The organism is Promicromonospora noduliphila (genome assembly GCF_056951025.1).
Window position 1 is genome coordinate 888219 of record NZ_CM167806.1, and the last position, 15075, is coordinate 903293.

A 15075-nucleotide genomic window follows, 5' to 3' on the forward strand; every position below is an offset into this window, starting at 1 on the left:
GCCCGCCACACGACTGAACCCGCGCCGTTCGGAACGTCGTCCCGCGCGAGTCTCGTTCCGGCAACTCTTTCACCCGGGGTCTATTTAACTCCGGGTCAGTTGGCTACGATCGCCCGCGTGACCGATGAAGCCCACAGTCTGCCCGCCGCCTCCGGCGCCCGGGTGTCCGGCGCGGACGCCGGGCTCCGCGCGGACACCACCTACGCGACGCCCGCGCACGCCGAACCGGGGCCGGAGCGAGGGCCCTGGTACACGCGGATCCTCCCGGCCGTGGGCCGGGGCCTCAGGCGGTTCGGGCGCTGGCTCGCGGCGTGGAGCCGGCGGCTGGCGCCGAACCCCTTCCTCTGGGCCGGGGTCGTGCTCGGGTTCGGCACGTCGCTCATGCTGTGGGAGTCGGTGCTGCTGCTCGGCGTCGTGGTCTGGCTGCTGGGCGTGTGGCTCTGGGCCGCGCGCGGGCGCTCGGTGCTGATCGCGCTGGGCCTCGGCATCGTGCTCGGCTGGCTGCCGATGCTGTTCTTCTTCGTCGACAGCCTGCCGCACACGATGATCGGCCTGCCGGGGGTCGAGTACGACCTCTGAGCAGGTCCCCGCGTGGTGAGGCTCACGGCCCGGGGCGCGCGCCGGCGTCGTCCTGCGCTTTGAATGCTTTACGAAGTGACGTAGGCTAGATCGCTGGGTGTAGTCCGTTCAACGCCTCCAGTTCTGAACAGGGTGCCATCGGCGCCTGCCGGTCCCCGCGCATGCGGGGCGCAGGCCGAGGCACACGAGGTCGGCGGTACACGGGCACACACGACATCCACACCCGACTGTCGGCTCCGCGGGGTTCCCGCGGCGCCGTGGGCGTGGAAGCAGTCACGACGAGAGTTAGCGGAGGATATGGCAAAGAAGGACGGTGTCATCGAGATCGAGGGCAGCGTGATCGAGGCTCTGCCGAACGCGATGTTCCGCGTCGAGCTGTCGAACGGTCACAAGGTTCTCGCGCACATCTCGGGCAAGATGCGCCAGCACTACATCCGGATCCTCCCCGAGGACCGCGTGGTGGTTGAGCTCAGCCCGTACGACCTGTCCCGCGGCCGGATCGTCTACCGCTACAAGTAGTCAGTCCCCGATCCGGGGCTACGTTCCTCGCGGCCTGGCCGGAGGCGACGTCGCCGCACGATCGACCACCCACGACACTGCCGCGTGCGCACCGGGAGACCGGACGCGCGTGGCGGAGGAAAAACCCGATGAAGGTCAAGCCGAGCGTCAAGAAGATCTGCGACAAGTGCAAGGTGATCCGCCGGCACGGTCGCGTCATGGTGATCTGCGACAACCTGCGCCACAAGCAGCGCCAGGGCTGATCACGCTCCGGGCATCCGCCCGGGTCGGTGGCTGAGGCCACCACCAGCGCACCACCTCGAACCACCCTCGCGCCAGCGCGGGGGCGGGGAACCCTCGGTCCGGAGGCCGGGGCCCGCGAAGCGTCGCGGGATGGCGGTGCGGCAGACCTCCGACGAGCAGTACAGGAGCCGGAAGGCACATGGCACGTCTTATCGGCGTCGACCTCCCCCGCGACAAGCGGCTTGAGGTTGCGCTCACTTACATCTTCGGTGTGGGTCGTACCCGCGCGAAGGAGACCCTGGCCGCCACGGGCATCAGCCCGGACGTCCGCGTGAAGGACCTCGGCGACGCCGAGCTCGTCGCGCTGCGCGACTACCTCGAGGGCAACTACAAGCTCGAGGGTGACCTCCGCCGCGAGGTCGCGGCCGACATCCGCCGCAAGGTCGAGATCGGCACCTACCAGGGCCTGCGCCACCGTCGCGGCCTGCCGGTGCGTGGTCAGCGCACCAAGACCAACGCGCGCACCCGCAAGGGTCCCAAGCGCACCGTCGCGGGCAAGAAGAAGGCCCGCTGATAGCAGTCCGTGGAGCGGTCGGCTCACCGAGCTGAGACCGCCCCGGTCCGATCAGACCAGGAGATTTCAGAACACATGCCTCCCAAGACTCGTTCCGCCGCCGGCCGTAAGCCGCGCCGCAAGGACAAGAAGAACGTCCCGCTCGGCCAGGCGCACATCAAGTCCACCTTCAACAACACGATCATCTCGATCACCGACCCGTCCGGTGCCGTGGTGTCGTGGGCCTCTGCCGGCCACGTCGGCTTCAAGGGCTCCCGCAAGTCCACCCCGTACGCAGCGCAGATGGCTGCCGAGTCGGCCGCGCGCCGCGCGCAGGAGCACGGCGTCAAGAAGGTCGACGTCTTCGTGAAGGGCCCGGGTTCCGGTCGCGAGACCGCCATCCGCTCGCTTCAGGCGACCGGCCTCGAGGTCGGCTCGATCCAGGACGTGACGCCCCAGGCGCACAACGGCTGCCGTCCCCCGAAGCGCCGCCGCGTTTGATACCTGTCGCATCGCGGTGCGGCCGCGCGGTCAGACGGCCGCGGGACCGCACCGCGACGGCGACGTCCGCTCACCGCTCGCGGTGAGCACCTTCCCCGGACGGTGACAGAGATCCGCCCGGGCTGCGAGAGATCGCATGCCGTGATGCGTCATATAGCGGACGCACACTGAAAGGACACTCACAGTGCTCATCGCACAGCGCCCCACGCTGACCGAAGAGGTCATCTCGGAGAGCCGTTCCCGCTTCTCCATCGAGCCGCTCGAGCCCGGCTTCGGCTACACGCTCGGCAACTCGATGCGTCGCACCCTGCTGTCGTCCATCCCGGGCGCTGCCGTCACGTCCATCCGCATCGACAACGTGCTGCACGAGTTCAGCACCGTGCCGGGCGTGAAGGAGGACGTCACCGAGATCATCCTCAACATCAAGAACCTCGTGGTCTCCTCGGAGAACGACGAGCCCGTCGTGATGTACCTGCGCAAGCAGGGCGCAGGCACCGTGACCGCCGCGGACATCGTGCCGCCGGCGGGGGTCGAGGTGCACAACCCCGACCTGCACATCGCCACCCTGAACGACAAGGGCAAGCTCGAGATCGAGCTGACCGTCGAGCGGGGTCGTGGGTACGTGTCCGCCGCGCAGAACAAGCAGTTCGACGCGGAGATCGGGCGGATCCCGGTCGACTCGATCTACTCGCCGGTCCTCAAGGTCACGTACAAGGTCGAGGCCACCCGAGTCGAGCAGCGCACCGACTTCGACAAGCTCATCGTCGACGTCGAGACCAAGCAGGCGATCACGCCTCGCGACGCGCTCGCCTCGGCCGGCAAGACCCTGGTCGAGCTGTTCGGCCTGGCACGTGAGCTGAACGTCGAGGCAGAGGGCATCGAGATCGGTCCCTCGCCGACGGACACCGCACTGGCCGCGGACCTGGCGCTGCCGATCGAGGAGCTCAACCTCACCATCCGTTCGTACAACTGCCTCAAGCGCGAGGGCATCCACCAGGTGGGCGAGCTCGTGGCGCGCAGCGAGGCGGACCTGCTCGACATCCGCAACTTCGGTGCCAAGTCGATCACCGAGGTCAAGGAGAAGCTGGCCGAGCTCGGCCTCAGCCTCAAGGACTCGCCGCTGGACTTCGACCCGGCAGGCGCCTCGTACTTCGAGGGTGGCGACTCCGCGGCCTACAGCAGCGACGAGCAGTCGTACTGACGTCCCGCGCCCGGCGTGAGCCGGGCGCGCGGAACCACTTCCAAGGAGACAAGCAATGCCTACCCCTACCAAGGGTCCGCGACTCGGCGGTAGCCCGGCTCACGAGCGTCTGATCCTCGCGAACCTGTCGACCTCCCTGTTCGAGCACGGCCGCATCACGACCACCGAGACCAAGGCCAAGCGCCTCCGTCCGCTGGCCGAGCGCCTGATCACGTTCGCGAAGAAGGGCGACCTGTCCGCCCGCCGCCGCGTGCTCACCGTCGTGCGCGACAAGGGCGTGGTGCACACGCTGTTCACCGAGATCGCCCCGGCCATGGCCGAGCGCAACGGTGGCTACACGCGCATCACCAAGATCGGCACCCGCAAGGGCGACAACGCGCCGATGGCGGTCATCGAGCTCATCACCGAGCCCGTGAGCCCCAAGCAGGCAGTCGTCAAGGAGGCCACCAAGGCCACCGAGAAGGCCGCCCCGGTCGAGGACGCTCCCGTCGAGGACGCCGTCGAGGAGACCCCCGCCGAGGACGTCACGGACGCCCCGGCGGAGGAGACCCCCGCTGACGGGGCCGCCGCTGACGAGGCCACCGAGGAGAAGAAGTAGGCCAGAGCCGCTTCCGCCCTGCACGACGCCGGGCCGCACCTTCCGTACGGAAGGTGCGGCCCGGCGTCGTCGTCCCTGGACCACCCCAGGCCCAGCGCCGAACCGCAACCTAAGTGTCACGTCCGGCGCCGAGCCGAAACTTGATCGTCGATCACAGGTCGTATCGACCAGCAGATTTCGGTTCGGCGCCGGGGACATCGTGGGTCGGCGGAATGGGGACTGTCCGGCGGTCTAGGGTGATGCCGGGAGGTCCCAGGCGCGGGCGCCGCCTACCAGGGCCGCCGAGTTGGGGACGATGACGACGTCGTCGCCGAGGCGGGCCAGGGCCGACGGCGTGATGCACCGCGCGTTGCCGCCCCCGATGTAGAGCCGGTCCCAGTGGAAGACGGGTCGCAGCCCATCGACGACGGTGACCACGCGCCGGGACCACAGCCCGTCGCCGAGCCGGCGGCGTTCGGGCTCGCCGATGTACTGGTCGTAGGTGAGGCTCCGGCGGACGGGCGCGCGCGACCACTCCAGGTGCGGCGCGATGCGCCCGCCGTGGAACATCGCCGTCCCCAGGCCGGTGCCGAGCGTGATGACGAGCTCGAGGCCCGACGCGGCGACCACGCCGGCCCCGTGCACCTCGGCGTCGTTCAGGACGAGGGCGGGCAGCCCGAGGCGCGCAGAGATCGCCGCGCGCATGTCGAAGCTGCGCCACGCGTCGGCCAGCGCGGGCACCACGCGGGAGCGCGGCCCCGACCGGGTGATGTAGTGCGGCGTGTGCACGACGACGCCGCTGCGGATCATCCCAGGCATGCCGACCGTGACCCGCGCGGCGGGCGGCAGATCGGTGGCGATCTTCGCGATCGTGTCGACGAGCAGCTCGGGCGGCAGCGGATACGGCGTCGGCACCCGGACCGGGGTCGCGTGGGCGGTTCCTGACGTGTCGAGGACCGCCGCCTTGATCCCGCCGCCGCCGCAGTCGACGGCCAGCGTGAGGGTGTCTGCCATGAAGTCACTTTACGGACCCCGGCGCAGGGATCGGGGAAGATGGCTGGCGTGAACGAGTTCATCAGGGTCCGCCTCGACCTCGCCTACGACGGGACGAACTTCGCCGGCTGGGCGCGTCAGCCGGCGCTGCGCACCGTGGAGGGGACCCTCGAGGAGGGCCTCGGGCGGGTCCTGCGCAGCGAACAGCTCGGCCGCCCGGCGCCGCGGCTCACCGTCGCGGGCCGCACCGACGCGGGCGTCCACGCGCGCGGCCAGGTGGCGCACGTCGACCTCGACACGAGGGACTGGGCGCGCCTGCCCGGCCGTTCCACCCGCACGCCGGGCGAGGCGCTGGTGTCCCGCCTCTCGGGCGTGCTTCCTGCCGACGTCGTGGTGCGTGCGGCCGCGCCGGCGCCCGCCGGGTTCGACGCGCGCTTCTCCGCCCTGCGCCGCCGCTACACCTACCGGATCGCCGACGACGCCGCGCTGCGCGACCCCCTGCGGCGCGCACACGTCCTGTGGTCCCGCAAGCCGCTCGACGTCGCCGCGATGGACGACGCCGTCCGCCCGCTCACCGGGGTGCGCGACTTCGCCTCGTACTGCAAGCCCCGGCCCGGGGCGACGACGATCCGCGAGCTGCAGCGCATCGCGTGGGAGCGGCCCGCAGAGGGGCCCGACGCAGGGCTCGCCGTGGCGCACGTCGTCGCCGACGCGTTCTGCCACAACATGGTGCGCGCGCTCGTGGGCGCGTCGATAGCCGTGGGGGAGGGGCGCCGTCCCGTGGGCTGGCCCGCGGAGCTCCTGGCGCGGCGGGAGCGCGGCGCGGGCGTCTTCGTCGTGCCACCGGAGGGCCTGTGCCTCGAGGAGATCACCTACCCGCCGGACGACGAGCTCGCGGCCCGCGCCGACGCCGTCCGCGCGAAGCGGATGGACGAGGACGTCTGGGACGCCGCGCCGCAGGCGACCTAGGGCGGGGCCGGGGCGGGCGGGCCGCTCGCCCCGGCCCGCGGTACGTCAGGGCTCGTCGACCCAGTGGACCGCCGCTTCCTCCGCGCTCGCACCGGCGCCGTCGATGCCGGCGTCCGTGCCGTACAGGTCGTTCTCGCGGTTGCCGTCCTCCGCGGCGTAGCTGCCGGGGTCGGCGTCCGGGTCGGAGACGAGCCGCCCCGCGCGGGACGTGTCGGCGCGGTAGAGCGGGTCGACCTGCCAGATGTCCGGCTCCTCCTGGTCGAGGCGCTGGTCCATCGGCTCGCGGTGCCGCTCCTCCCACGAGGTCTCGCCCCAGTGGTTCCGCCGCGGGCGCTCCGGCGGCGAGTAGCCCTCGTCGAGGATGTCCTTGGGGCCGCGGCTGAACAGGGTGTCCTCCGACGGGAGCTGGTCGGTGTCGCCCTCGGCGATCCCGTCCGGCCCTGGCATGGTGGCTGGGGTTTCCTCGGTCATGGTCCTACCGTGACACCAGTTCGGCGCGGACGCCAGACACGGACGTGTCGAACCTCATGCCCGCGAACCCGTGCCGCACGGCCGCTACGCTTTGACCCCCGGCGAAACCGCCAGGTACTCTATTGAGTCGTTGTGCTCTGTCTCCGACGTTCCTGCGTTGGCACCGAGCCCACTCTCGTGCCGACGACCGGCCCGGACGTCATCATGACCCCCGCGCACAACGACCTGACTCTTCGGGCGCCGCTTCTCGCCCGACGACACCGAAAACGAGAAGGTTACGAACCGTGCGTACGTACACCCCCAAGCCCGGCGACATCCAGCGCGACTGGTACGTCGTCGACGCGACCGACGTCGTCCTGGGCCGCCTGGCGAGCCAGGTCGCGACCCTGCTGCGCGGGAAGCACAAGCCGACGTTCGCCCCGCACGTCGACGGCGGTGACTTCGTCATCGTCATCAACGCGGACAAGGTCGCGCTGAGCGGCAACAAGCGCGAGACCAAGCTGGCCTACCGCCACTCGGGCTACCCGGGCGGCCTCACTGCCACCCCGTACGGCGAGCTCCTGGACTCCAAGCCGGAGCGCGTCATCGAGAAGGCCGTTCGCGGCATGCTCCCCAAGACCTCGCTCGGTCGGACGCAGATGACCCACCTGAAGGTCTACGCAGGCTCTGAGCACCCGCACACGGCACAGCAGGCCAAGCCGTTCGAGATCACCCAGGTTTCGCAGCAGGCCTGAGGCCGCTGCCGGATCGCAACGCGAAGGACGCGAGGACACCACAGTGGCTGAGACCACCGTCGACATCGAGCAGGGCGCGGACGAGACGCCCAGCACCTACACCACCGAGACCGCCGCGCCGGCGACGCGCGGCTCGTCCATCACCGCCCCGGGCCAGGCTCTCGGGCGCCGCAAGGAGGCCGTCGCGCGCGTGCGCCTGGTCCCCGGCACCGGCACCTGGAAGATCAACGGCCGCACCCTCGAGGACTACTTCCCGAACAAGGTGCACCAGCAGCTGGTGAACTCTCCGCTGACCCTGGTGGAGGTCGAGGGCCGCTTCGACGTCATCGCCCGCATCACGGGTGGTGGCACGTCGGGTCAGGCCGGCGCGCTGCGCCTGGGCATCGCCCGCGCGCTGAACGCCATCGACCAGGAGGCCAACCGCGCCGACCTCAAGAAGGCCGGGTTCCTCACGCGTGACGACCGCAAGGTCGAGCGCAAGAAGGCCGGTCTCAAGAAGGCCCGCAAGGCTCCGCAGTACTCGAAGCGCTGATCCGAGCGCTTGGCTGGTGGCCCTGCTGAACAGTGTCGACACTGTTCAGCAGGGTCATCTGCATTTCCGGCGAGCGCCGGGCGCCCACTACGGTGAGCTTCGAACGATCTGAGGAGATACGGGCATGGGCAGGCTGTTCGGCACCGACGGAGTTCGGGGTCTTGCCAACAAGGACATCACGGCGGAGCTGGCGCTGGAGCTGGGGGCCGCCGCGGCGCGCGTCCTGACGGCGCAGGGTGAGCTGCTGGGCCCGAGACCGCGGGCCGTCGTCGGGCGGGACACGCGGGCGTCGGGCGAGTTCCTCGCGGGCGCCGTCGCCGCGGGGCTCGCGTCGGCGGGCGTGGACGTGGTGGTGCTCAACGTGCTGCCGACGCCCGCGCTGGCCTATCTGGTGACCGAGCTGGAGGCCGACCTCGGCGTCATGGTCTCCGCCTCGCACAACCCGATGCCGGACAACGGCATCAAGTTCTTCGCGCGCGGCGGGCTCAAGCTCCCCGACGCCGTCGAGGACGCCATCCAGGCCACGCTCGGCGACGACTGGGCGCGCCCGACCGGCGCGGACGTCGGCCGTATCCGCACGGACGGCCGGGCGGCCGCCGAGCGCTACGTGCGGCACCTGACCGACAGCGTCGGCACCACCCCTGACCACCGGCCCCTCGAAGGGCTGCGCATCGCGCTCGACTGCGCCAACGGCGCGGCGAGCGAGGTCGGCCCGGAGGCGCTGCGGGCAGCGGGTGCCGACGTCGTGGTGATGAACGCCAGCCCGGACGGCCGGAACATCAACGAGAAGTGCGGCTCGACCCACCCGGAGCAGCTCCAGGCCGTCGTGGTCGCCTCCGAGGCGGACTTCGGCGTCGCGTTCGACGGCGACGCCGACCGCTGCCTCGCCGTCGACCACACGGGCGCCATCGTGGACGGCGACCAGATCCTCGGGATCCTCGCCACCGCGCTCAAGGAGGAGGGCCGGCTGCCCGGCGACACCCTCGTGGTGACCGTGATGAGCAACCTCGGCCTGATCCTCGCGATGCGGGAGCAGGGGATCACGACGGTGCAGACCGCCGTCGGCGACCGGTACGTGCTGGAGGAGATGCGCGCGAAGGGTTACGGCCTGGGCGGCGAGCAGTCCGGCCACATCATCCTGGCCGACCACGCGACCACCGGCGACGGCGTCCTGTCGGCGCTGCACCTGGCCGCTCGGGTCAAGGCGTCGGGCAAGCGGCTGGCCGACCTCGCGGGCGAGATCGAGCGCCTGCCGCAGACGCTGGTGAACGTGCGCGGGGTGGACAAGTCCAGGGCCGGCACCGACGAGGGCGTGCAGGCCGCCGTGGCCGACGCCGTCGCGCTGCTGGGTGACTCCGGGCGGGTGCTCCTGCGCCAGTCCGGCACCGAGCCGGTGGTGCGCGTCATGGTCGAGGCCCCGGTCCAGGACGAGGCGGACAAGGTGGCGGAGGACCTGGCCGCCGTCGTGCGGGAGCGGCTCGCGCTGTAGCCGGGAGGCGGGCGTGAACGGCCCGTGAAGCGTTCGGAAGCGGGGTTCTACCAGGGGCACCCCTGATGCGGTTCAGGGGTACCCCTTGCGTAGGCTGGTCGCAGGCGCTATGAGGCGTCCTTCTCCGCCCCCCGGGTAGTGCCCGGCCGAGCCCTTTCGAGGTCCCGTGCTCGATGTCATCTCCACCGTCCTGAGCGCCACCGAGGCATGGATCCTCGCGATGGCCGCCTCGCCGTGGATCTACCCGGCCATGTTCGCGTTCGCGACCATCGACGGGTTCTTCCCGCCCCTGCCGAGCGAGTCCGTGGTGATCACGCTGACCGTCTCGGCGCACAGCACCGGAACACCCTGGATGTGGCTCGTGCTCGTGGCCGCTGCCGCCGGCGCGTGGGTAGGCGACCAGATCGCGTACCAGATCGGCAAGCTGATCGGCACCGAGCGGGTGCCGTTCCTGCGCTCGCCCCGCGGCCGCAAGGCCGTCGCCTGGGCCGAGCGCGCGCTGGCCCGCCGTGGGGCCTCGTTCATCCTCGCGGCGCGCTACATCCCGATCGGCCGCGTCGCGGTGAACATGACGGCGGGCGCCGTGGGCTACCCGCGACGCCGGTTCATGTTCATCGCCTCGATCGCCGCCGTCATGTGGGCGCTCTACTCGGCGGGGATCGGCCTGGTCGCCGCGCAGTGGCTCGGGCACGACCCGCTGCTGGCGATCGTCATCGGCGTCGTGCTGGGCGTGGCGATGGGGTTCGTCGTGGACAAGGTGGTGAGCTGGTTCTCGCGCAGGCACCTCGACGAGGTGCCGGAGCCGGTCGCCAGCGGCGCGCCGGCCGCCGCCGACGGGGGCGCCCGCGGGGCCGACCGGAGCGCGCCCGGCGCCGACTAGTGCGCGGGCTGGAGCGTCGGCTAGAGCTTGCGCAGGCGGACCCGCTGTACCGCGTGGTCGGAGCCCTTGGTGAGCACGAGCGTCGCGCGGCCCCGGGTGGGCAGGATGTTCCGCTCCAGGTTCGGCGCGTTGATGGACTCCCAGATCTGCAGGGCCCGCTCGGTCGCCTCCTGGTCGGAGAGCGACGCGTACCGGCGGAAGTAGGAGTCCGGCTTGGTGAACGCGGTGCGGCGGAGTTCGAGGAACCGGTCGACGTACCACTGCCGGATGTTCCGCGTGCGGGCGTCCACGTAGATCGAGAAGTCGAAGAAGTCGCTCACCGCGACGGTCGACTCGTCGACGGCGGACGGGCGGGCCGGCTGCAGCACGTTGAGGCCCTCGACGATCAGCACGTCGGGCTTGCGGACCACCAGCTCCTGCCCCGGCACGATGTCGTAGATGACGTGCGAGTAGACGGGCGCGCGCACCTCGGCCTGGCCCGCCTTGATGCGGGACAGGAAGCGGATGAGGGCCCGCCGGTCGTACGACTCGGGGAAGCCCTTGCGCTCCATCAGGCCCCGCCGCTCCAGCTCGGCGTTGGGGTACAGGAACCCGTCGGTGGTGATCAGCTCGACCCGCGGCGTCTCGGGCCAGCGGGCGAGCATCTCGCGCAGGACGCGCGCCGTCGTCGACTTGCCGACCGCCACCGACCCGGCCACGCCGATGACGTAGGGGGTGCGGGGTGGGTCCTCGTGCAGGAAGGTCGACGTCGCGTCGTGCAGGGTGCCGGTGGCCTGCACGTAGAGGTTGAGCAGGCGCGAGAGGGGGCGGTAGATCGCGTCGACCTCCGCCAGGTCGATCGGGTCACCGAGACCGCGCAGGCGCTCGACGTCCTCGTCGGTCAGCGGCAGCGGGGTGGACGCCGAGAGGCGGCTCCACGCCGCGCGGTCGAGGTCCACATAGGGTGAGGACGGGGCGAGGGAGAGCAGGTGCTCACCGAGGTCCGTCGTCGAGAACTGAGAAACCACCTGCAGCATTGTGCCCCACCTGTGGTGGTGCGTGGTCTTCCGCCGTGGTGCGGCCGCCCGCGCCGGGCACGGCCGGCCGCGCTGTGAACCCTGTCATGGGAGCCCGGGCGCAACGCTCGTTAGACTCGCCCGCATGTGCGGGATCGTTGGTTACACGGGAACTGCTGCGACTACGGCGGACGGCGTCGGCCCGGGTGCCGTCACGCCGTCGGGTGCGCCGCTCGACGTCGTCATCGAGGGGCTGCGGCGCCTGGAGTACCGCGGGTACGACTCGGCGGGCGTCGCGCTCGTCGCGCCAGGGCTGGACGGTGTCGCCTGGGCCAAGAAGTCCGGCAAGCTCGCCAACCTGATCGAGGTGCTCGACCACGACCCGCTGCCGGCGGCCACCGCCGCCATCGGGCACACCCGCTGGGCCACGCACGGCGGCCCCACCGACGCGAACGCCCACCCGCACCTGGCCGACGGCGACCGGCTCGCCGTGATCCACAACGGGATCGTCGAGAACTTCGCCCAGCTCAAGGCCGAGCTGCTGGCCGACGGCGTGGTGTTCCGCTCGGAGACCGACACCGAGGTGGCCGCCCACCTCGTGGCCAAGGCGTACCGGGAGACGGGCGACCTGACGGAGGCCATGACCGCGGCGGCCGGCCGGCTGGAGGGCACGTTCACGCTGCTCGCCGTGCACGCCGACGCGCCGGAGACGGTGGTGGGCGCCCGGCACGACTCCCCGCTCGTGGTGGGGCTCGGCGAGGGCGAGAACTTCCTGGGGTCCGACGTCGCCGCCTTCATCGCGCACACCAAGGAGGCCCTGGAGCTGGGCCAGGACCAGGTGGTGACCATCACTCCGACGTCGGTGGCCGTGACCGACTTCGACGGCAAGCCCGCCGAGGGCAAGCGCTACACGGTGGACTGGGACGCGGCGTCGGCGGAGAAGGGTGGCTTCGGGTCCTTCATGGACAAGGAGATCCACGACCAGCCGCAGGCCGTCGCCGACACGCTGCTCGGCCGCACCGACGCCGCCGGCGCGCTCGTGCTGGACGACCTGCGCATCGACGAGTCGGTGCTGCGCGCGGTGAACAAGATCATCGTCGTCGCGTGCGGCACCGCCGCCTACTCGGGGCACGTGGCCAAGTACGCGATCGAGCACTGGTGCCGCATCCCCGTCGAGGTCGAGCTGGCGCACGAGTTCCGCTACCGCGACCCGATCGTCGACGAGCGCACGCTGGTGGTCGCCGTGACGCAGTCCGGCGAGACCATGGACACCCTGATGGCCGTGCGGCACGCGCGCGAGCAGGGCGCCAAGGTGGTCTCGATCGTCAACACCCACGGGTCCACGATCCCGCGCGAGTCCGACGCCGTGCTGTACACGCACGCCGGACCCGAGATCGCCGTCGCCTCCACGAAGGCGTTCCTGGCGCAGATCACCGCCGCCTACGTGCTGGGCCTGTACCTGGCGCAGCTCCGCGGGAACAAGTTCCCCGACGAGATCGGCGCGCTGCTCGACGAGCTGCGGGCCATGCCGCGCAAGATCCAGACGGTCATCGAGCGCGGCGAGTACGTGCGCGCGACCGCCCGGTCCATGAAGCAGTCCGACAAGGTGCTGTTCCTGGGCCGGCACGTCGGGTTCCCCGTGGCCCTGGAGGGCGCGCTCAAGCTCAAGGAGCTCGCCTACATCCACGCCGAGGGCTTCGCGGCGGGCGAGCTCAAGCACGGGCCGATCGCCCTGATCGACGAGGGCCAGCCCGTCTTCGTCGTCGTGCCGTCGCCGCGCGGCCGCGACTCCCTGCACTCCAAGGTCGTGTCCAACATCCAGGAGATCCGGGCGCGCGGCGCGCGCACCCTGGTGATTGCGGAGGACGGCGACGACGCCGTGCGGCCGTACGCCGACGAGATCTTCTGGATCCCGCAGGCGCCCACGCTGCTCCAGCCGCTGCTCGCGGTGGTGCCGCTGCAGATCTTCGCGATGGCGCTCGCGACCGCCAAGGGCCTGGACGTGGACCAGCCGCGCAACCTCGCGAAGTCGGTCACGGTCGAGTAGCCGATCGTGCTCCGGTGATGGGCGGCGTCAGCTCGACACCGCTACGACGATCAGCAGCGTGACGATCGCGACGATCACGACGCCGAACACGACGACCATGACCACGGGGAAGGGGAGCTTGTCGTCGTCCTCCGGCATGGTGACCTCCTACGCACGAAAGGTGGCCGCCCGCAGGTACGATGCAGGCGCCACCTTTACCTCTGCATTACGCACATAGAGTGCCCTAAAACGGGCATCAGGCGCAAGACCCGATCATGCGCTCCGGTTGGCACCCGCGCCCGACGCCGGGACCTATCCTGAGCGCATGATCATCGGGACGGGCATCGACGTGGTCGACGTGGACCGGTTCATGGCGACCCTCGACCGCACGCCCCGGCTCCGCGAGAAGCTGTTCACCGAGGCCGAGCGCGAGCTGCCGCCGTCGTCCCTTGCCGCGCGGTTCGCGGCGAAGGAGGCGATCGCCAAGTCGCTCGGCGCGCCGGGCAACCTGCGGTGGCACGACGTCACGGTGCACCGCACCGTCGGGGGCCCGCCGCGGATCGACGCGAGCGGCACCGTCGCCGCCCGCGCCGCCGAGCTCGGGGTGCGGACCCTGCACCTCACCATCTCGCACGACGCCGGGATCGCGTCGGCGATGGTGATCGCGGAGGGCTGACCGGGCTACCGGGACGGCCCGGTCACTGGAGCTCCGGGATCACCTGCTTCTCGAAGAGCTCGATGCCCGTCTGGTCGTAGGCGGCCTCCTGGAAGTACGTGATCGCGTAGTCCAGGCCGCGCGCCCGCATGCCCTGCAGCCGCTCGACGATCTGCTCGGTGGTGCCGACCAGGTGCCCGGACCGCCAGATGCTGATCTCGTCCTCGCCCTTCTCCGGGGCCCACTTGCGCAGGTGCGCCTCGATCCAGGCCATCCGCTCGGCCACCTCGGCCTCGGTCTCGCCGATCACCACGTTGTAGTTCGACGACCGGGTGATCTCGCCGAAGTCCCGGCCCAGGTCCTTGCAGTGGGCCTCCAGCACCTGCGACTTGTGCGCGAACACGTCGGGCGCCCCGCTGAAGTTGGTGTACTGGGCGTGCTGCGCGGCGATGCGCAGCGTCTTCTGCTCGCCGCCGCCCGCTATCCACAGGGGGATGGACGGGACCTGGGCGCCGCCGTCGCCCACCGGGAGCTGCTGCAGCGGCTGCGGGTAGCACAGGGCGCCGTCGACCTGGTAGCGCTTGCCCTCGAACGTGCCCGACGACCCGGTGCGCCACATGCTCGCCATGATCTGCACGCCCTCGTCCAGGGCGCGCAGGCGCTCGCCCGCCGACGGGAAGCCGTAGCCGTAGGCCCGCCACTCGTGCTCGTACCAGCCGGCGCCGATGCCCATCTCGACGCGCCCGCCGGAGACCGTGTCGATGGTCGAGGCCACCTTGGCGAGGTGGGCCGGGTTGCGGTACGCCATGCAGGTGCACATCTGGCCCAGGCGGATGCGCTGGGTGGCCGCGGCGAACGCGGCCATGAGGGACCACGCCTCGTGCGTGGCCTGCGTGGTGGGCTGCGGCGTGGTGTGGAAGTGGTCGTAGACCCACGCCGACTCCCAGGCGAACTCACCGCCGGGGACGGCCTCCCCCGCGGCCTGGTTCTCCGCGCGGTGCAGAAGGGACAGCATGGTGGCCCACTGGTCGGCCGGGGCGATGTCGACCAGGTCGAGGCGCCAGCCCTGCGGGATGAAGAGTCCGAATCGCATGCCTCGACCCTATGCCGACAACGGTTCCGGGCGGGAGTGGCGTCCCAAAACGCCGGCGTGGTACCTCGGACGGCGGCGGAGGCGGC

18 protein-coding genes are annotated in these 15075 nt (G+C 71.1%); 14 read left to right on the forward strand and 4 right to left on the reverse strand.

The features are described from left to right. Positions 1-117: 117 nt before the first annotated feature. The 7 genes from AC0QU1_RS03855 to rplQ all read left to right on the forward strand — a co-directional run bounded on the left by AC0QU1_RS03855 (position 118) and on the right by rplQ (position 4173). On the forward strand, positions 118-579 hold the full coding sequence (locus tag AC0QU1_RS03855; protein ID WP_483574451.1) for a hypothetical protein: 462 nt from the start codon (positions 118-120) through the stop codon (positions 577-579). A 297-nt stretch (positions 580-876) separates the two neighbouring features. Further along, positions 877-1098, forward strand: coding sequence for a translation initiation factor IF-1 (gene infA / locus AC0QU1_RS03860; RefSeq protein ID WP_020016137.1), 222 nt, complete (start codon positions 877-879; stop codon positions 1096-1098). 128 nt (positions 1099-1226) lie between these two features. Then, the gene (gene rpmJ, locus AC0QU1_RS03865; protein WP_003956441.1) at positions 1227-1340 is read left to right on the forward strand and encodes a 50S ribosomal protein L36; all 114 of its coding nucleotides are present in this window, start codon (positions 1227-1229) and stop codon (positions 1338-1340) included. Positions 1341-1519: 179 nt separating this feature from the next. After that, positions 1520-1894, forward strand: a complete 375-nt coding sequence (gene rpsM / locus AC0QU1_RS03870; protein ID WP_119139878.1) for a 30S ribosomal protein S13 — start codon at positions 1520-1522, stop codon at positions 1892-1894. A gap of 75 nt (positions 1895-1969) precedes the next feature. Continuing rightward, on the forward strand, positions 1970-2374 hold the full coding sequence (gene rpsK / locus AC0QU1_RS03875) for a 30S ribosomal protein S11 (RefSeq protein ID WP_377225099.1): 405 nt from the start codon (positions 1970-1972) through the stop codon (positions 2372-2374). A 184-nt stretch (positions 2375-2558) separates the two neighbouring features. Further along, positions 2559-3575, forward strand: coding sequence for a DNA-directed RNA polymerase subunit alpha (locus tag AC0QU1_RS03880; RefSeq protein WP_483574481.1), 1017 nt, complete (start codon positions 2559-2561; stop codon positions 3573-3575). Between the two features lie 55 nt (positions 3576-3630). Next, on the forward strand, positions 3631-4173 hold the full coding sequence (gene rplQ, locus AC0QU1_RS03885; RefSeq protein ID WP_483574483.1) for a 50S ribosomal protein L17: 543 nt from the start codon (positions 3631-3633) through the stop codon (positions 4171-4173). 231 nt (positions 4174-4404) lie between these two features. Here rplQ and AC0QU1_RS03890 read toward each other — a convergent pair whose 3' ends face one another. Continuing rightward, a complete protein-coding gene (locus AC0QU1_RS03890) occupies positions 4405-5166 on the reverse strand; it encodes an ROK family protein (RefSeq protein ID WP_483574484.1) in 762 nt (253 codons plus the stop codon). Between the two features lie 39 nt (positions 5167-5205). Here AC0QU1_RS03890 and AC0QU1_RS03895 point away from each other — a divergent pair, with 39 nt between their 5' ends. Next, positions 5206-6114: a tRNA pseudouridine synthase A gene (locus tag AC0QU1_RS03895; protein WP_483574485.1), complete on the forward strand. Its 909-nt coding sequence runs from the start codon at positions 5206-5208 to the stop codon at positions 6112-6114. 45 nt (positions 6115-6159) lie between these two features. Here AC0QU1_RS03895 and AC0QU1_RS03900 read toward each other — a convergent pair whose 3' ends face one another. Continuing rightward, the gene (locus AC0QU1_RS03900) at positions 6160-6585 is read right to left on the reverse strand and encodes a DUF5709 domain-containing protein (protein ID WP_483574486.1); all 426 of its coding nucleotides are present in this window, start codon (positions 6583-6585) and stop codon (positions 6160-6162) included. Between the two features lie 284 nt (positions 6586-6869). Here AC0QU1_RS03900 and rplM point away from each other — a divergent pair, with 284 nt between their 5' ends. The 4 genes from rplM to AC0QU1_RS03920 all read left to right on the forward strand — a co-directional run bounded on the left by rplM (position 6870) and on the right by AC0QU1_RS03920 (position 10220). Continuing rightward, a complete protein-coding gene (gene rplM / locus AC0QU1_RS03905; protein ID WP_483574488.1) occupies positions 6870-7319 on the forward strand; it encodes a 50S ribosomal protein L13 in 450 nt (149 codons plus the stop codon). Positions 7320-7362: 43 nt separating this feature from the next. Next, positions 7363-7851: a 30S ribosomal protein S9 gene (gene rpsI / locus AC0QU1_RS03910; RefSeq protein WP_483574490.1), complete on the forward strand. Its 489-nt coding sequence runs from the start codon at positions 7363-7365 to the stop codon at positions 7849-7851. A gap of 124 nt (positions 7852-7975) precedes the next feature. Further along, positions 7976-9340 (forward strand): phosphoglucosamine mutase, encoded by a 1365-nt coding sequence (gene glmM, locus AC0QU1_RS03915; RefSeq protein WP_483574491.1) that lies wholly within the window; start codon positions 7976-7978, stop codon positions 9338-9340. 166 nt (positions 9341-9506) lie between these two features. Further along, on the forward strand, positions 9507-10220 hold the full coding sequence (locus AC0QU1_RS03920) for a DedA family protein (protein WP_483574492.1): 714 nt from the start codon (positions 9507-9509) through the stop codon (positions 10218-10220). Between the two features lie 20 nt (positions 10221-10240). Here the strand turns inward: AC0QU1_RS03920 and coaA are convergent, their stop codons facing one another. Next, complete coding sequence (gene coaA / locus AC0QU1_RS03925; protein ID WP_483574494.1) at positions 10241-11236, reverse strand: type I pantothenate kinase; 996 nt, start codon at positions 11234-11236, stop codon at positions 10241-10243. A gap of 124 nt (positions 11237-11360) precedes the next feature. On the opposite strand from coaA, the gene glmS reads away from it, so the two are divergent. Next, on the forward strand, positions 11361-13262 hold the full coding sequence (glmS, locus tag AC0QU1_RS03930; RefSeq protein WP_483574496.1) for a glutamine--fructose-6-phosphate transaminase (isomerizing): 1902 nt from the start codon (positions 11361-11363) through the stop codon (positions 13260-13262). A 304-nt stretch (positions 13263-13566) separates the two neighbouring features. Then, positions 13567-13917, forward strand: a complete 351-nt coding sequence (locus AC0QU1_RS03935) for a holo-ACP synthase (protein WP_483574497.1) — start codon at positions 13567-13569, stop codon at positions 13915-13917. Positions 13918-13939: 22 nt separating this feature from the next. Here the strand turns inward: AC0QU1_RS03935 and AC0QU1_RS03940 are convergent, their stop codons facing one another. Continuing rightward, the gene (locus tag AC0QU1_RS03940) at positions 13940-14989 is read right to left on the reverse strand and encodes a TIGR03560 family F420-dependent LLM class oxidoreductase (protein WP_483574499.1); all 1050 of its coding nucleotides are present in this window, start codon (positions 14987-14989) and stop codon (positions 13940-13942) included. Positions 14990-15075 lie beyond the last annotated feature (86 nt).

Coding starts and splice junctions, on each gene's coding strand:
- AC0QU1_RS03890 (WP_483574484.1), bottom strand. CDS start 5,166: ATGGCAGACACCCTCACGCTGGCCGTCGACTGCGGCGGCGGCGGGATC.
- rpmJ (WP_003956441.1), top strand. CDS start 1,227: ATGAAGGTCAAGCCGAGCGTCAAGAAGATCTGCGACAAGTGCAAGGTG.
- AC0QU1_RS03900 (WP_483574486.1), bottom strand. CDS start 6,585: ATGACCGAGGAAACCCCAGCCACCATGCCAGGGCCGGACGGGATCGCC.
- AC0QU1_RS03935 (WP_483574497.1), top strand. CDS start 13,567: ATGATCATCGGGACGGGCATCGACGTGGTCGACGTGGACCGGTTCATG.
- glmS (WP_483574496.1), top strand. CDS start 11,361: ATGTGCGGGATCGTTGGTTACACGGGAACTGCTGCGACTACGGCGGAC.
- AC0QU1_RS03940 (WP_483574499.1), bottom strand. CDS start 14,989: ATGCGATTCGGACTCTTCATCCCGCAGGGCTGGCGCCTCGACCTGGTC.
- coaA (WP_483574494.1), bottom strand. CDS start 11,236: ATGCTGCAGGTGGTTTCTCAGTTCTCGACGACGGACCTCGGTGAGCAC.
- rplQ (WP_483574483.1), top strand. CDS start 3,631: ATGCCTACCCCTACCAAGGGTCCGCGACTCGGCGGTAGCCCGGCTCAC.
- rpsM (WP_119139878.1), top strand. CDS start 1,520: ATGGCACGTCTTATCGGCGTCGACCTCCCCCGCGACAAGCGGCTTGAG.
- AC0QU1_RS03895 (WP_483574485.1), top strand. CDS start 5,206: ATGGCTGGCGTGAACGAGTTCATCAGGGTCCGCCTCGACCTCGCCTAC.
- glmM (WP_483574491.1), top strand. CDS start 7,976: ATGGGCAGGCTGTTCGGCACCGACGGAGTTCGGGGTCTTGCCAACAAG.
- infA (WP_020016137.1), top strand. CDS start 877: ATGGCAAAGAAGGACGGTGTCATCGAGATCGAGGGCAGCGTGATCGAG.
- rpsK (WP_377225099.1), top strand. CDS start 1,970: ATGCCTCCCAAGACTCGTTCCGCCGCCGGCCGTAAGCCGCGCCGCAAG.